13 protein-coding genes and 1 tRNA gene are annotated in these 15,539 nt (G+C 53.1%); all 14 read left to right on the top strand.

Annotated elements, in window-relative coordinates; all coding sequences use genetic code 11:
- Positions 1-95: EF-Tu C-terminal domain-related protein (locus H573_RS19425; protein WP_022960710.1), on the top strand; the 95-nt coding region annotated here is incomplete at its 5' end.
- Between the two features lie 32 nt (positions 96-127).
- Positions 128-203, top strand: a tRNA-Trp gene (locus tag H573_RS0115480).
- Between the two features lie 69 nt (positions 204-272).
- Complete coding sequence (secE, locus tag H573_RS0115485; protein ID WP_027875066.1) at positions 273-638, top strand: preprotein translocase subunit SecE; 366 nt, start codon at positions 273-275, stop codon at positions 636-638.
- Between the two features lie 10 nt (positions 639-648).
- Positions 649-1,179 carry a transcription termination/antitermination protein NusG gene (nusG, locus tag H573_RS0115490; RefSeq protein WP_027875067.1) on the top strand — a complete coding sequence of 177 codons (531 nt, stop codon included), beginning with the start codon at positions 649-651 and terminating at the stop codon, positions 1,177-1,179.
- 94 nt (positions 1,180-1,273) lie between these two features.
- Positions 1,274-1,705 carry a 50S ribosomal protein L11 gene (gene rplK, locus H573_RS0115495; RefSeq protein ID WP_027875068.1) on the top strand — a complete coding sequence of 144 codons (432 nt, stop codon included), beginning with the start codon at positions 1,274-1,276 and terminating at the stop codon, positions 1,703-1,705.
- A complete protein-coding gene (gene rplA / locus H573_RS0115500; RefSeq protein WP_027875069.1) occupies positions 1,706-2,407 on the top strand; it encodes a 50S ribosomal protein L1 in 702 nt (233 codons plus the stop codon).
- 283 nt (positions 2,408-2,690) lie between these two features.
- Positions 2,691-3,218: a 50S ribosomal protein L10 gene (gene rplJ, locus H573_RS0115505; RefSeq protein ID WP_027875070.1), complete on the top strand. Its 528-nt coding sequence runs from the start codon at positions 2,691-2,693 to the stop codon at positions 3,216-3,218.
- Between the two features lie 56 nt (positions 3,219-3,274).
- Positions 3,275-3,652, top strand: coding sequence for a 50S ribosomal protein L7/L12 (gene rplL, locus H573_RS0115510; protein WP_027875071.1), 378 nt, complete (start codon positions 3,275-3,277; stop codon positions 3,650-3,652).
- Between the two features lie 182 nt (positions 3,653-3,834).
- Complete coding sequence (gene rpoB, locus H573_RS0115515) at positions 3,835-7,911, top strand: DNA-directed RNA polymerase subunit beta (RefSeq protein ID WP_027875072.1); 4,077 nt, start codon at positions 3,835-3,837, stop codon at positions 7,909-7,911.
- 71 nt (positions 7,912-7,982) lie between these two features.
- Positions 7,983-12,194: a DNA-directed RNA polymerase subunit beta' gene (rpoC, locus tag H573_RS0115520; protein WP_027875073.1), complete on the top strand. Its 4,212-nt coding sequence runs from the start codon at positions 7,983-7,985 to the stop codon at positions 12,192-12,194.
- Between the two features lie 134 nt (positions 12,195-12,328).
- Positions 12,329-12,703: a 30S ribosomal protein S12 gene (rpsL, locus tag H573_RS0115525; protein WP_027875074.1), complete on the top strand. Its 375-nt coding sequence runs from the start codon at positions 12,329-12,331 to the stop codon at positions 12,701-12,703.
- A 91-nt stretch (positions 12,704-12,794) separates the two neighbouring features.
- Positions 12,795-13,265 carry a 30S ribosomal protein S7 gene (gene rpsG, locus H573_RS0115530; RefSeq protein ID WP_027875075.1) on the top strand — a complete coding sequence of 157 codons (471 nt, stop codon included), beginning with the start codon at positions 12,795-12,797 and terminating at the stop codon, positions 13,263-13,265.
- A 33-nt stretch (positions 13,266-13,298) separates the two neighbouring features.
- Positions 13,299-15,407 (top strand): elongation factor G, encoded by a 2,109-nt coding sequence (gene fusA, locus H573_RS0115535; protein ID WP_027875076.1) that lies wholly within the window; start codon positions 13,299-13,301, stop codon positions 15,405-15,407.
- 31 nt (positions 15,408-15,438) lie between these two features.
- Positions 15,439-15,539 (top strand): GTP-binding protein (locus H573_RS19430; RefSeq protein ID WP_036257037.1); only part of this gene is annotated, 101 nt, incomplete at its 3' end.

Genomic DNA, 15,539 nt, shown 5'->3' on the forward strand with positions numbered 1-15,539 from the left:
TTGCGCCTATCGCGATGGAAGAAGGTCTGCGTTTTGCAATCCGTGAAGGTGGCCGTACTGTTGGCGCCGGCGTGGTAGCGAAAATCGTAGAGTAAAGAGTAAATGCCGACCTTGGGTCGGCGTTTGTAGGCCAGTAGTTCAATTGGTAGAGCACCGGTCTCCAAAACCGGCTGTTGGGGGTTCGAGTCCCTCCTGGCCTGCCACTTACGCTGACACCGCTTCGCGCATGCGAAGTGGTGTTTTGCGCTTAGCAAAAAGGATACGGTCACAAGATGGTAGCGAAGGCAGAAGACGAAAGTCGCCTTGATGGCTTGAAGTGGGTAGTTGTCACCCTGCTGGTTGCCGCAGGTGTTGGCGGCAATATGTACTTCTCCGAAGAGTCATTGCTGTATCGCGTAATCGCGTTGCTAGTGCTGGCAGTTGTTGCCGGCTTTGTCGCTGCGCAAACCAGCCGTGGAGCAGCGTTTTTTGACCTGCTGAAAGGCGCTCGCAACGAGATTCGCAAAGTTGTTTGGCCAACCCGCCAAGAAGGTACGCAGACGACATTGATCGTTGTTGCGTTTGTGATTGTGGCGGCGCTGATTTTGTGGGGGCTTGATACCCTGCTCGGTTGGCTTGCCTCGATGGTAATAGGCTGAGGGCTAGATTATGGCTAAACGTTGGTATGTAGTTCACGCCTATTCCGGCTATGAAAAAAAGGTGGCGTCTGCGCTGAAAGAGCGTATTGAGCTGTCGGGCTTTGAAGACCGTTTTGGTGAAGTGCTGGTTCCCACCGAAGAAGTGGTTGAAATGCGCGGCGGTCAAAAGCGCAAGAGCGAGCGCAAGTTCTTCCCCGGTTACGTTTTGATTGAAATGGAGCTGGATGACGACACATGGCACTTGGTGAAAGAAACACCTCGTGTTATGGGCTTTATAGGCGGTAAGGCAGATAAGCCTGCACCAATTACGCGGAAAGAAGCAGATGCAATCCTGCAGCGCGTAGAAAGTGGTGATAAACCTAAGCCCAAAACCTTGTTCGAGCCAGGCGAAATGGTTCGAGTTATTGATGGCCCCTTTAACGACTTTAATGGGGTTGTTGAAGAGGTGAATTACGAGAAAAACCGTCTGCATGTGGCGGTACTGATTTTCGGTCGTTCTACGCCTGTCGAATTGGATTTCGGCCAAGTAGAAAAGACCTAAGCACAACCTGCCTATTGCGCAGGTTTTGAAAGTAACGGGGAGCCGTTGACAGGTCGCAAGGCCTCGAGGCGTTAATACCCAAAAGGAGAAAACAATGGCTAAGAAAGTCCAGGCTTATATCAAGCTTCAAGTGCCCGCAGGCGGCGCTAACCCAAGTCCCCCGGTTGGTCCTGCGCTGGGTCAGCACGGCGTTAACATCATGGAATTTTGTAAGGCGTTCAATGCTCAAACTCAGAGCATGGAAAACGGTATGCCGATTCCTGTTGTTATTACTGTGTACGCTGACCGCAGCTTCACTTTCACAACTAAGACTCCGCCAGCATCATTCTTGCTGAAGAAAGCGGCGGGCGTGAAAAGTGGTTCAGGCACCCCGAACACGAAAAAAGTTGGCAAGGTTAACCGTGCCCAGCTGGAAGAAATTGCAACAATGAAGATGCCAGACCTTACTGCGGCAGATATGGATGCCGCTGTGCGCACCATCGCCGGAAGTGCACGTGCTGCCGGTATCGAAGTGGAGGGTGTGTAAATGGCTAAGTTGAGCAAACGCCAAAAGGCAATCCGTGAAAAAGTCGTTGCTGGCAAGCAATACGGCATCGAAGAAGCGGTTTCGCTGCTGAAAGAAGTGTCTAGCGTTAAATTCAGTGAGGCTGTTGACGTTGCAATCAACCTGGGTGTTGATGCGCGTAAATCAGACCAAGCGGTTCGCGGCGCAACTACGCTGCCAAACGGTACTGGTAAAGACGTTCGCGTTGCCGTGTTTACTCAGGGTGAAAACGCTGAAAAAGCAAAAGCTGCTGGCGCTGACTTTGTTGGTATGGAAGAGCTTGCCGAGCAGGTTAAAGGCGGCATGATGGACTTCGACGTTGTCGTCGCATCACCTGATGCAATGCGCGTAGTTGGTCAGCTGGGCCAGGTTCTGGGTCCCCGTGGTCTGATGCCTAACCCCAAGACCGGTACGGTAACACCTGATGTGGAAACTGCCGTTAAAAACGCGAAAGCGGGTCAGGTTCGCTATCGCACTGACAAAAATGGCATCGTTCACGGCGCTATCGGCAGCATCAAGTTTGAGGCATCTGCGCTTCAGGAAAACCTGGAAGCATTGCTGGCTGATCTTAAGAAAGCCAAGCCTGCATCTGCAAAAGGTGTTTACCTGAAGAAGATTACGCTGTCGTCGACAATGGGCCCCGGTCTGGTTATTGACCAGAGCAGCCTGTCTGTAGCGAAGTAAGTAATTAAAGAATTCGGACTTTGGTCCGGCGCTGGCGCTAAATGCCGGCAAGACTTTGTGGTCTTTGACAACCGACCTACTGTGTCAAAAGACAAAGACCATCAAAGACCGTAGGTGAGCTGAGGTGTCGAAAGGCATTAAGGCTCTTAATAGGTGTGCTGCATGCAGCGTTACCGGCACCGGCCTACGCAGATGGTGGATTGGATTTGTTCACCACATGAACGGCAGCGGGCCTTGGTCTTCTGTCTACGGTAAGTAACTGACAAATCCAGGAGTTATCCAAGTGGCATTAAGACTCGAAGACAAGAAAGCGATAGTTGCTGATGTTAACGAGACTGCCGCGAGTGCACTGTCATTGGTCATTGCTGACGCCCGTGGGTGTTCAGTGGCCGATATGACTGAGCTCCGTAAGCAGGCGCGGGATTCCCAGGTTGATTTGCGTGTAGTGCGCAACACTCTGGCGAAAATCGCGTTGAAGGGAACAGAATTCGAGTGTGCAGAAGAGGCCTTCAAAGGCCCCTCTCTGTTGGCGTTCTCGATGGAAGATCCCGGTGCTGCGGCGCGCATTTTCAAAGATTTCGCTAAAGAAAACGAAAACTTTGAAGTGAAAGCACTGGCGGTTAGTGGCCAGCTAATGGGTTCGGAACAGTTGGATGTATTGGCGAAACTGCCGACGCGCGATCAGGCTCTGTCTATGTTGATGAGTGTGATGTTGGCGCCGGCGACCAAGCTGGTACAGACGATGAACGAAGTCCCAGGAAAGCTGGTACGTACATTGGCTGCAGTTCGCGATCAGAAAGAAGCTGCTTAATCGCAGCTTAGTTAACGATTAATTTTTTCACAATTTGATACAGTAGGGAGTTGAACATGGCTCTGTCTAAAGACGATATCCTCAATGCAATCGCTGAAATGAGCGTTATGGAAGTGGTTGAACTCATCGAAGCAATGGAAGAGAAGTTTGGCGTAACTGCCGCTGCTGCCGTTGCCGCTGCTCCTGCAGCAGCTGCTGAAGCGGGCGCTGCTGCCGCTGAGCAGACTGAGTTTGACGTAGTTCTGACTGGCGCTGGTGACAAGAAAGTTAACGTCATCAAAGCTGTCCGCGCTATCACAGGCCTGGGCCTGAAAGAAGCGAAAGAAATGGTTGATGGTGCGCCATCAACTGTTAAAGAAGGCGTTTCTAAAGACGACGCTGCTGAAGCACAAAAAGCACTGGAAGAAGCTGGCGCATCTGTCGAGCTTAAGTAAGTTGCTGATAGGCCTGTTTACAGGTCGAGCTCAAGCGAGGCTGGTGGGTTTATCCCGCCGGCCTTTTGCTGTTTGAGACATTAGGCCGGGGCAATTGCTCTGGTCAGCGGTGGCTTGACCACCGCGCAAACGATGCCAGCGCCGGTTGCGCAGGGGTCAGGTAATGATGCTGGGGAGTACTGATGGCTTACTCGTACACTGAGAAAAAACGTATTCGCAAGGACTTTGGCAAATTGCCACACGTTATGGACGTGCCTTACCTTCTTGCGATTCAGTTAGATTCTTACAAGAAATTTACACAGCAGGGTATTCCCGCTGCTGAGCGCGGCGAGCACGGCTTGCACGCTGCTTTTAAATCAATCTTCCCAATCGTAAGTTATTCCGGCAATGCGGCGTTAGAATACGTTGACTATGTGCTGGGAGCGCCGGCATTCGATGTGAATGAATGCCAGCTGCGTGGGGTAACCTTCTCGGTACCGCTGCGCGTTAAAGTTCGGCTGATCATTTATGACAAGGATTCAGCGAACAAAAGCATCAAAGACATTAAAGAGCAAGAAGTCTACATGGGGGAGATCCCCCTGATGACGGAGAATGGTACCTTTGTAATCAATGGTACCGAGCGGGTTATCGTTTCCCAGCTGCACCGCTCTCCCGGCGTGTTCTTCGACCACGACCGTGGCAAAACACACTCCTCGGGCAAATTGCTCTACTCAGCGCGAGTGATTCCTTACCGTGGTTCGTGGTTGGACTTCGAATTCGACCCTAAAGACCTGGTGTATGTGCGCATCGACCGTCGCCGTAAATTGCCGGCAACTATCCTGTTGCGCGCCTTGGGCATGACCGCGGAAGAAATTCTCGAACTGTTCTTTGACGTCAACACATTTAAAGTATCGAAAGACGGCAAATTCACCATCGCACTGATTCCAGAGCGTCTGCGTGGTGAGGTTGCGACCTTTGATATCTGCGGGAAAGATGGCGAAGTTATTGTTGAAACTGGACGCCGTATCACCGCGCGTCATATTCGCCAGCTGGAAAAGTCCAAGCTTAAAGAGCTGGAAGTACCTGTTGAATACTTGGTAGGCCGCGCATTAGCGAAAGATGTGGTGGATACCAAGACCGGTGAGGTGTTGTACCCCTGTAACGCCGAAATCACACTGGAAATGGTTGAAAAGCTGCAGGAGTCTGGTGTTTCTGAAATTGAAACCCTGTACACCAATGAGCTGGACTGTGGTCCGTTCATCAGCGATACCCTGCGCAGTGACCCCACCAATTCAGAGCTGGAAGCACTGGTAGAAATCTACCGCATGATGCGTCCCGGTGAGCCGCCGACCAAAGACTCTGCTGAGAACCTGTTCCAGAACTTGTTCTTCTCTGCGGAGCGTTACGACTTGTCCGCTGTCGGTCGCATGAAGTTCAACCGTCGTTTGGGCCGCGAGGAAATCACTGGCGCTGGCACGCTGGATAAAGACGACATTGTCGCTGTACTGAAAACCCTCGTTGACATCCGTAACGGTAAAGGTGTCGTCGACGATATCGATCACCTGGGTAACCGCCGTATCCGTTCGGTTGGTGAAATGGCAGAGAACCAATTCCGCGTGGGCTTGGTTCGTGTGGAGCGTGCAGTAAAAGAGCGCTTGTCGATGGCTGAAAGCGAAGGCTTGATGCCCCAAGATCTGATCAATGCCAAGCCCGTTGCAGCGGCCGTGAAAGAGTTTTTTGGTTCGTCGCAGCTGTCTCAGTTTATGGATCAAAACAACCCCTTGTCTGAGATCACTCACAAGCGTCGTGTATCGGCACTTGGGCCCGGTGGCCTGACGCGTGAGCGCGCAGGCTTTGAGGTTCGCGACGTTCACCCAACGCACTACGGCCGGGTATGTCCTATCGAGACGCCTGAAGGGCCAAACATTGGTTTGATTAACTCGCTGGCAACTTACGCTCGAACCAACGAGTACGGTTTCCTCGAAAGCCCCTACCGTAAGGTTTTTGACGGCAAAGTCAGTGAAGAAATCGAGTACTTGTCTGCGATCAACGAAGCTGAGCAGGTTATCGCTCAGGCGTCGGCAGCAATGAACGACAAAGGTGAGTTGACCGATGAGATGGTAGCGGTTCGTCACATGAACGAATTCACCGTTATGCCGCCGGAAAAAGTTACCTACATGGATGTATCTCCGAAGCAGGTGGTTTCGGTTGCTGCGTCGTTGATTCCGTTCCTGGAGCACGATGATGCGAACCGCGCATTGATGGGCTCGAACATGCAGCGCCAGGCAGTGCCGACGTTGAAGGCTGACAAGCCGTTGGTCGGTACGGGTTTTGAGCGCTATGTCGCGTCTGACTCCGGTGTTTGTGTTGTCGCCCGCCGTGGCGGTGTTATCGACAGCGTGGACTCTTCGCGCATCGTTGTACGTGTTAACAACGACGAAGTGCAGTCAGGTCAGCCGCCGGTTGATATCTACAACCTGACTAAGTACACCCGTTCTAACCAGAACACCTGCATCAACCAGCGTCCTATCGTTCGCGAAGGTGATGATGTCGTGCGAGGTGATATTCTTGCAGATGGCCCCTCAGTTGACTTGGGTGAGCTGGCTCTGGGTCAGAACATGCGCATCGCATTCATGCCCTGGAATGGTTACAACTTCGAGGATTCTATCCTCGTGTCCGAGCGCGTGGTGAAAGAGGATCGTTTCACAACGATTCACATCCAAGAGCTGACATGTATTGCGCGTGACACCAAGCTGGGCCCCGAAGAGATTTCTTCGGATATCCCCAACGTCGGTGAAGGTGCGCTGGCGAATTTGGATGAGTCGGGCATCGTTTACATTGGCGCCGAAGTAGGCCCTGGCGATATTTTGGTGGGCAAAGTTACGCCGAAAGGCGAAACCCAGCTGACGCCAGAAGAAAAGCTGCTGCGTGCGATTTTCGGTGAGAAAGCATCCGACGTAAAAGACACGTCGCTGCGTGTGCCCTCGAGCACGAAAGGCACCGTTATCGATGTTCAGGTCTTCACGCGTGATGGTCTGGAAAAAGATAAGCGCGCCCTTGAAATTGAAAAAATGCAGCTCGACCAGTTCCGCAAGGACCTGAACGAGGAATACCGCATTGTTGAAGAAGCGACCTTCGCGCGTTTGCGCAGCTTGCTTGAGGGCCAAAAAGTCCTGAGCGGCCCAGGTCTCAAAAAGAATGACGAGTTGACCAGCGACGTACTCGACGGCCTGAAAAGTGATGATTGGCTGAAGCTGCGCCTGGCTGAAGAGTCAATCAACGCTGCTTTGGAAGATGCCGACAAACAACTTGGCGAGCACCGCAAGACCTTGGAAGAGCGTTTTGAGGACAAGAAGCGCAAGCTGACGACCGGCGACGACTTGGCTCCAGGTGTACTGAAAATCGTTAAAGTGTACCTCGCTATCAAGCGCCGTATTCAGCCTGGCGACAAAATGGCGGGTCGTCACGGTAACAAGGGTGTTATCTCGGTCATCATGCCCGTAGAGGACATGCCCTTTGACGAAACCGGTGAGCCCGTTGATATCGTTCTCAACCCGCTGGGTGTACCGTCGCGGATGAACGTTGGTCAGATCCTTGAAACCCACCTTGGCCTGGCAGCGAAGGGCTTGGGTAATAAGATCGACTCCATGCTGCGCGAACAGCGCAAAGTTGCTGAAGTTCGTGAATTCCTCGGCAAAGTCTACAATGACGGTGCGGGTCGAACTGAAGACCTCGACAGCTTTAGCGATGCGCAGATCATGGAGATGGCGAAGAACCTGAAAGGCGGCGTGCCGATGGCAACGCAGGTCTTTGACGGTGCGAATGAAGCCGAGATCAAGAATCTGCTGACACTGGCTGACTTGCCAGACAGCGGTCAGCTGCGCCTGTGCGATGGCCGTACCGGTATGGAGTTTGATCGTCCGGTAACCGTTGGTTACATGTACATGCTCAAGCTGAACCACTTGGTTGATGACAAAATGCACGCCCGTTCCACCGGTTCCTACAGCCTTGTTACTCAGCAGCCGCTGGGTGGTAAAGCGCAGTTCGGTGGCCAGCGTTTCGGGGAGATGGAGGTCTGGGCACTGGAAGCATACGGTGCTGCCTACACTCTACAAGAGATGCTTACTGTTAAGTCGGATGACGTTAACGGTCGCACCAAGATGTACAAAAACATCGTTGATGGCGACCAGCGCATGGAGCCGGGCATGCCCGAGTCTTTCAATGTACTGGTTAAAGAAATCCGCTCGCTCGGTATCAACATCGAGCTGGATACGGAATAAGCATCAACAACGATTGGCAAGGGGCGCCGGTTAGCGCGGCGCCTATTTAATACCCTTGCGGAGGAACGGCCTTGAAAGACTTATTGAATTTACTTAAGCAGGGACAGCAAACCGACGAATTCGATTCAATTCGTATTGGTTTGGCGTCGCCAGAGCTGATTCGCTCTTGGTCTTTTGGCGAAGTGAAAAAGCCAGAGACTATTAACTACCGTACCTTTAAGCCTGAGCGCGACGGCTTGTTTTGCGCGAAAATCTTTGGCCCCGTCAAAGATTACGAGTGTCTGTGCGGCAAATATAAGCGCCTGAAGCATCGCGGCGTTATTTGTGAGAAGTGTGGCGTTGAAGTGGCGCTGGCCAAAGTGCGCCGCGAGCGTATGGGTCACATTGAACTGGCTAGCCCGGTTGCCCACATTTGGTTCTTGAAGTCACTGCCAAGCCGCATCGGCTTGTTGCTGGACATGACCCTGCGTGACATCGAGCGGATTCTCTACTTCGAATCTTACGTTGTTACCGACCCCGGTATGACTACCTTGGACAAGGGGCAGCTGCTTAGTGACGAGCAGTACTTCGAGGCCATGGAAGAGTTCGGTGATGACTTCACCGCAAAAATGGGTGCCGAGGCGATCATGCACTTGCTCATTGAGCTGGATATGCATGAGGAAATTGAGCGTCTGCGTGAAGAGATTCCCGCAACGAACTCCGAGACAAAAATCAAAAAGCTGTCTAAACGTTTGAAGTTGATCGAAGCGTTGGCAGATTCTGGCAACAAGCCAGAGTGGATGATCCTGCAGGTTCTGCCTGTTCTACCACCGGACTTGCGTCCCCTAGTGCCGCTGGATGGTGGCCGTTTCGCGACCTCTGATCTGAATGATCTGTATCGCCGCGTCATCAACCGTAACAACCGTTTGAAGCGCCTGCTGGACCTGAATGCGCCAGATATCATCGTGCGCAACGAAAAGCGTATGCTGCAGGAGTCTGTTGATGCCCTGCTCGATAACGGCCGCCGCGGTCGCGCCATTACCGGTTCTAACAAACGTCCGCTGAAATCGCTTGCTGACATGATCAAAGGTAAGCAGGGTCGTTTCCGTCAGAACCTGCTGGGTAAGCGCGTCGACTACTCTGGCCGTTCCGTTATCGTGGTTGGCCCCACCCTGCGTTTGCACCAGTGTGGTTTGCCCAAGAAGATGGCATTAGAGCTGTTCAAGCCGTTTATCTTTGGCAAGTTGGAAGCGCGTGGTTTAGCGACAACGATCAAAGCCGCGAAGAAAATGGTTGAGCGCGAGCCGCCGGAAGTTTGGGATATTCTCGCTGAAGTTATCCGCGAGCACCCCGTGTTGCTGAACCGGGCGCCTACTCTTCACCGTTTGGGCATTCAGGCCTTCGAGCCCGTGCTGATCGAAGGTAAAGCGATCCAGCTCCACCCACTGGTATGTGCTGCTTACAACGCCGACTTCGATGGTGACCAGATGGCGGTACACGTACCGCTGACACTGGAAGCCCAGCTTGAAGCCCGCGCGCTGATGATGTCGACGAATAACATCCTGTCGCCTGCAAATGGTGAGCCGATCATCGTGCCTTCTCAGGACGTGGTCTTGGGTCTGTACTGGATGACGCGCGACCGTGTTAACGCCCTTGGTGAGGGTATGGCTTTCTCAAGCCCGCAGGAAGTGCAGCGTGCCTACGCCGGTGGCAAGGTGCACCTGCAAGCGCGGATTAAGTGCCGCATCAAGCAGGTGAGCTTCGACGAAAACGGTGAGCGTCACGAAAATCGCAGCATCATTGACACTACCGTGGGTCGTGTCGTGTTGTGGCGCATCGTGCCCGACGGTCTGCCGTTTGAGCTGGTCAACCAAGCGATGGCCAAAAAGGCGATCTCCCGTCTGTTGAATGAGTGTTACCGCCAGGTTGGCTTGAAAGCTACGGTAATTCTCGGCGACCAACTGATGTACACCGGTTTCGAATACTCGACTCGCTCGGGTAGCTCAATTGGTGTTAACGACTTCGAGATCCCCGAAGAGAAGGCGAAAATTGTTGCCGCCGCGGACGCCGAAGTCGTTGAGATCGAAAAACAGTACGCCTCAGGTCTGGTAACTCAGGGTGAGAAGTACAACAAAGTTATCGACATTTGGTCTCGCGCCAACGACTTGGTTTCTAAGTCGATGATGGAAGGCCTGTCGAAAGAAAGCGTCATTAACCGCGACGGTGAAGAAGAGCAGCAAGACTCCTTCAACTCGGTATATATCTACGCCGACTCTGGTGCACGGGGCTCGCCGGCGCAGATTCGTCAGTTGGCCGGTATGCGGGGTTTGATGGCTAAGCCAGATGGCTCGATCATCGAGACGCCGATTACCGCTAACTTCCGTGAAGGCCTGAACGTACTGCAGTACTTCATCTCGACTCACGGTGCGCGTAAGGGTCTTGCTGATACCGCATTGAAAACGGCGAACTCCGGTTACCTGACTCGCCGCTTGGTGGATGTCGCACAGGATCTGGTTATCACTGAAGACGACTGTGGTACCGACCACGGCCTGTTGATGACGCCTGTTATTGAAGGTGGTGACATTATCGAAACCCTGGGTGACCGCGTGCTTGGCCGTATCGTTGCCAAAGACGTGCTGAAGCCCGGTACAGACGACGTTGCTGTAGAAGCTGGTGTGATGCTCGACGAGAAGGGCGTTATCGAGCTTGAAGAGATGGGTATCGATGAAATCGAAGTTCGCTCGCCCATCACCTGTGACACCAAGCACGGCGTTTGCTCTATGTGTTACGGCCGTGACCTGGCCCGCGGACACCTTGTTAACCGCGGTGAGTCAGTCGGTGTTATTGCGGCGCAGTCGATCGGTGAGCCGGGTACCCAGCTGACCATGCGTACCTTCCACATTGGTGGTGCGGCATCGCGAGCAACCGCTGTCGACAATATTCAAGTTAAGCAGGACGGTAAAGCGCGTCTGCACAACCTGAAATTCGTTGAGCGCGAAGATGGCAACTTGGTTGCGGTAAGCCGCTCCGGTGAACTGGCAATTACCGATCGCAGCGGTCGTGAGCGCGAGCGCTACAAGCTGCCCTACGGCGCCATCATTAAAGTTGCGGACCGCTCAGAGGTTAGCGCAGGCGATATCGTGGCGACCTGGGACCCACACACCCACCCCATCATTACTGAGGTGGCGGGTATCGTGAAAATGTCCGGCATGGAAGAAGGCATTACCGTTAAGCGTCAAACCGATGAGCTGACTGGCCTGAGCAGTATCGCCGTGATGGAGCAGTCTGAGCGCCCCGCAGCGGGTAAAGACATGCGTCCGGCGGTCACCTTGGTCGATGCCAATGGCGAAGAGCTGTGTTTGGCAGGCACCAATGTACCGGCACATTATTTCTTGACTGATCACGCGATCGTCAGCCTTGAGAATGGCGCTGAAGTGAAAGTTGGTGATGTTATCGCCAAGATTCCGCAGGAGAGCTCGAAAACGCGGGACATCACCGGTGGTCTGCCACGGGTTGCCGATCTATTCGAAGCGCGTAAGCCAAAAGAGCCTGCGATTCTTGCAGAGATCAGTGGTACCGTGTCCTTTGGTAAAGAAACTAAGGGCAAGCGTCGCCTGATCATCACCCCAGCTGACGGCAAGCCGCTGGCTGACGGTAGCGATCACTACGAAGTACTGATTCCCAAGTGGCGTCAGCTGACGGTGTTCGAGGGTGAGCAAGTTGAGAAAGGTGAAATTGTTTCGGAAGGTCCGCTGAGCCCTCACGACATTCTGCGCCTGAAGGGTGTAGAAGAGTTGGCGAAGTATATCGTTAACGAGATCCAAGACGTTTACCGTCTTCAGGGCGTTAAGATTAACGATAAACACATCGAAGTAATTAGTCGCCAGATGCTGCGCAAGGTCAACATTATGACCTCGGGCGACTCATCGTTCATTAAAGGCGAGCAGGTTGAATACGTGCGCGTTGCAGAAGAGAACGAGCGCCTCGTCGCGGAAGGCAAAGTGCCTGCCAGCTTTGATCGTGAATTGCTCGGTATTACCAAAGCCTCCTTGGCAACAGAGTCGTTTATTTCTGCGGCATCATTCCAGGAGACGACCCGTGTACTCACCGAGGCAGCGGTAACTGGCAAGCGCGATTATCTGCGTGGTTTGAAAGAAAATGTGGTAGTTGGCCGTCTGATCCCAGCCGGAACAGGTTTGGCTTACCATCGCGATCGCAAACTGAAAAAAGACGATGCGACCAGTTCAGTCTCGGCTCAGGATGTTGAAGCGGCATTGTCGGAAGCGCTTAGCGACCAAAGCTAAGTAATCCGGCTACTTGACGGGAGCGGGGCGCGTCTTTAGAATTCGCGCTCCGCTTTTTTTATATCGTCGGCGGATGCCGGCGTACGGTCGGTCAGCACATAAGGTGCTGGCCTTTAGTATTTGGAGTCTTATCAATGGCAACGATCAACCAGTTGGTTCGTCAGCCGAGAAAGCGCAAGACTGCTAAGAGTGACGTTCCTGCATTGCAGGCCTGCCCTCAGCGTCGTGGCGTTTGTACTCGTGTTTACACCACTACACCTAAGAAGCCGAACTCGGCCCTTCGTAAGGTGTGTCGTGTACGTTTGACTAACGGTTACGAAGTTTCATCTTACATCGGTGGTGAAGGCCACAACCTGCAGGAGCACAGTGTTGTGCTGATTCGCGGTGGTCGTGTTAAGGATTTGCCGGGTGTGCGTTACCACACTGTTCGCGGCAGCCTGGATACATCAGGTGTTAACGACCGTAAGCAAGGTCGTTCTAAGTACGGAACCAAGCGTCCTAAGTCGTAATTGATCGGACGTTTTTATAAAGATTTGAGTAAGGCCAGGTCATCGCAATAGCGATCGTTGCCTGGATTACCCTGAAGAGAGAGTAGTAATCATGCCAAGAAGACGCGTTGCCGCTAAGCGGGAGATCCTGCCAGATCCGAAATTCGGAAACCTTACCCTGGCCAAGTTCATGAACCACGTTATGGTGAGTGGTAAAAAATCGGTTGCAGAGCGCATTGTCTATGGAGCTCTGGACCTGGTGCAGGAGCGTTTAAGCAAAGACCCCATCGAAGTATTCGACGAAGCGCTGGAGAACATCGCGCCGATGGTAGAGGTTAAGTCTCGCCGTGTGGGTGGTGCTACCTATCAGGTGCCGGTAGAGGTGCGTCCTAGCCGTCGTACAGCGTTGGCAATGCGTTGGTTGGTGGATTACTCGCGGGGCCGTGGTGAGAAATCCATGCGTCAGCGTTTGGCTGGTGAAATTATCGATGCATCTCAGGGCAAGGGCTCTGCAGTTAAGAAGCGTGAAGACGTGCATCGTATGGCTGAAGCTAACAAGGCGTTCTCCCACTTCCGTTTCTAATGATGGATTTGGCTTCAATCTGGGGAGTACATCGTGGCTCGTAAAACACCTATTTCAAGATACCGCAATATCGGTATCTGCGCTCACGTAGACGCCGGTAAAACGACGACTACCGAGCGTGTCCTGTTTTACACGGGGTTGTCTCATAAAATTGGCGAAGTTCATGATGGCGCGGCCACCATGGACTGGATGGAGCAGGAGCAGGAGCGGGGTATTACCATTACCTCGGCTGCGACTACCTGTTTCTGGGCGGGCATGCAGCAGCAGTTCGACCAGCATCGCGTCAACATTATCGATACCCCTGGGCACGTTGACTTTACCATTGAAGTGGAGCGCTCACTCCGCGTCCTTGATGGCGCGGTTGTGGTGCTGTGTGGCTCCTCCGGTGTTCAGCCTCAAACTGAGACCGTGTGGCGCCAGGCAAATAAATATGAAGTGCCGCGCATGGTGTTCGTCAACAAGATGGACCGTGCCGGCGCTGATTTTGAACGTGTTGTCAGTCAGTTGCGCGAGCGCCTGGGTGCCAATGCAGTGCCGATGCAAATGACTATCGGTGCAGAAGAAGATTTTAAAGGGGTTGTTGATCTGGTCAAAATGAAGGCGATCATCTGGAGCGCCGAAGACCAGGGTATGACCTTTACTTACGAAGATATTCCCGCTGACCTGCAAGATCAGTGTGCGGAAATGCGTGAGTACATGGTGGAGGCTGCTGCTGAAGCCAACGAAGAGCTGATGGATAAATACCTCGAAGGCGGTGAGCTGAGCGAGGAAGAAATTAAAGTGGGCATTCGGGCGCGCACATTGGCGAATGAAATTATCCCGGTATTTGGCGGCTCTGCCTTTAAAAACAAAGGCGTTCAGGCTGTGCTGGATGCGGTGATTGAGTACATGCCTTCGCCGGAAGAGGTTAAGGCGATCGAGGGTACGCTTGACGATAAAGCGGAAACCGTTGAAACGCGTGAGGCAGATGACAATGCGCCGTTTGCAGCGCTTGCCTTTAAGATCGCGACTGACCCCTTCGTTGGTACGCTGACCTTTTTCCGGGTTTATTCTGGCAAGCTGGAAAGTGGCACGGCCGTATTCAACTCGGTTAAGGGTAAGAAAGAGCGTGTGGGTCGGATGGTGCAAATGCACTCAAACGACCGTCAGGAAATCAAAGAAGTGCTGGCGGGCGATATCGCCGCCGCGATCGGCTTAAAGGATGTGACGACCGGGGATACGCTTTGCGACCCGGGCAACGTGATCGTTCTGGAGCGAATGGAGTTTCCTGAGCCGGTTATCTCCGTGGCTGTGGAGCCTCGCTCGAAGGCTGATCAAGAAAAGATGGGTATCGCGCTAGGTAAGCTTGCGCAAGAAGACCCGTCGTTTCGGGTTAAAACAGACGAGGAAACAGGGCAGACGATCATCTCGGGTATGGGTGAGCTGCATCTGGATATTCTTGTTGATCGCATGCGTCGTGAATTCAGCGTAGAGGCCAATATTGGTAAGCCTCAGGTGGCCTACCGTGAAGCCATTCGCAATAACTGCGAAATTGAAGGCAAGTTCGTTCGTCAGTCCGGTGGCCGCGGTCAGTACGGTCACGTCTGGGTGCGTTTTGAGCCCGGTGATGATGCCAACGCTGAAGGTCTCGAGTTTGTGAATGAGATCGTGGGTGGTGTGGTGCCGAAGGAGTATATTCCAGCGGTGCAAAAAGGTATCGAAGAGCAGATGCAGAACGGCGTGCTGGCGGGCTATCCGCTATTGGGCCTTAAGGCTACGCTCTACGACGGCTCCTTCCACGATGTCGACTCCAATGAGATGGCGTTTAAAGTGGCGGCATCGATGGCGACGAAAAAGCTGGTGCAGAGCGGTGGCGCCGTATTGCTTGAGCCGGTAATGAAGGTTGAAGTGGTAACGCCGGAAGAGAATATGGGTGACGTGGTGGGTGATCTCAATCGCCGTCGCGGCATTATCTTGGGCATGGAAGAAAGCGTATCTGGAAAAGTTGTCAACGCAGAAGTGCCGTTGGCAGAAATGTTTGGCTACGCAACCGATCTGCGCAGTGCGACCCAGGGTCGCGCGACATTCACCATGGAGTTTGAGAAGTACTCCGAGGCGCCGAAGAATGTCGCAGACGAAATTATTAGTAAAAACATGGGCTGATTCGCCAAAACTTTAGAACGAGGAAAAAATCGTGGCAAAGGAAAAATTTGAACGTAGTAAGCCCCACGTCAACGTGGGCACCATCGGTCACGTTGACCATGGTAAAACGACTCTGACTGCAGCGCTGACGCG

It is taken from the genome of Neomelitea salexigens DSM 19753 (assembly GCF_000422345.1).
Lineage (GTDB): Bacteria > Pseudomonadota > Gammaproteobacteria > Pseudomonadales > Spongiibacteraceae > Spongiibacter > Spongiibacter marinus_A.

Coding starts and splice junctions, on each gene's coding strand:
- secE (WP_027875066.1), top strand. CDS start 273: ATGGTAGCGAAGGCAGAAGACGAAAGTCGCCTTGATGGCTTGAAGTGG.
- nusG (WP_027875067.1), top strand. CDS start 649: ATGGCTAAACGTTGGTATGTAGTTCACGCCTATTCCGGCTATGAAAAA.
- rplK (WP_027875068.1), top strand. CDS start 1,274: ATGGCTAAGAAAGTCCAGGCTTATATCAAGCTTCAAGTGCCCGCAGGC.
- rplA (WP_027875069.1), top strand. CDS start 1,706: ATGGCTAAGTTGAGCAAACGCCAAAAGGCAATCCGTGAAAAAGTCGTT.
- rplL (WP_027875071.1), top strand. CDS start 3,275: ATGGCTCTGTCTAAAGACGATATCCTCAATGCAATCGCTGAAATGAGC.
- rpoB (WP_027875072.1), top strand. CDS start 3,835: ATGGCTTACTCGTACACTGAGAAAAAACGTATTCGCAAGGACTTTGGC.
- rpsL (WP_027875074.1), top strand. CDS start 12,329: ATGGCAACGATCAACCAGTTGGTTCGTCAGCCGAGAAAGCGCAAGACT.
- rpsG (WP_027875075.1), top strand. CDS start 12,795: ATGCCAAGAAGACGCGTTGCCGCTAAGCGGGAGATCCTGCCAGATCCG.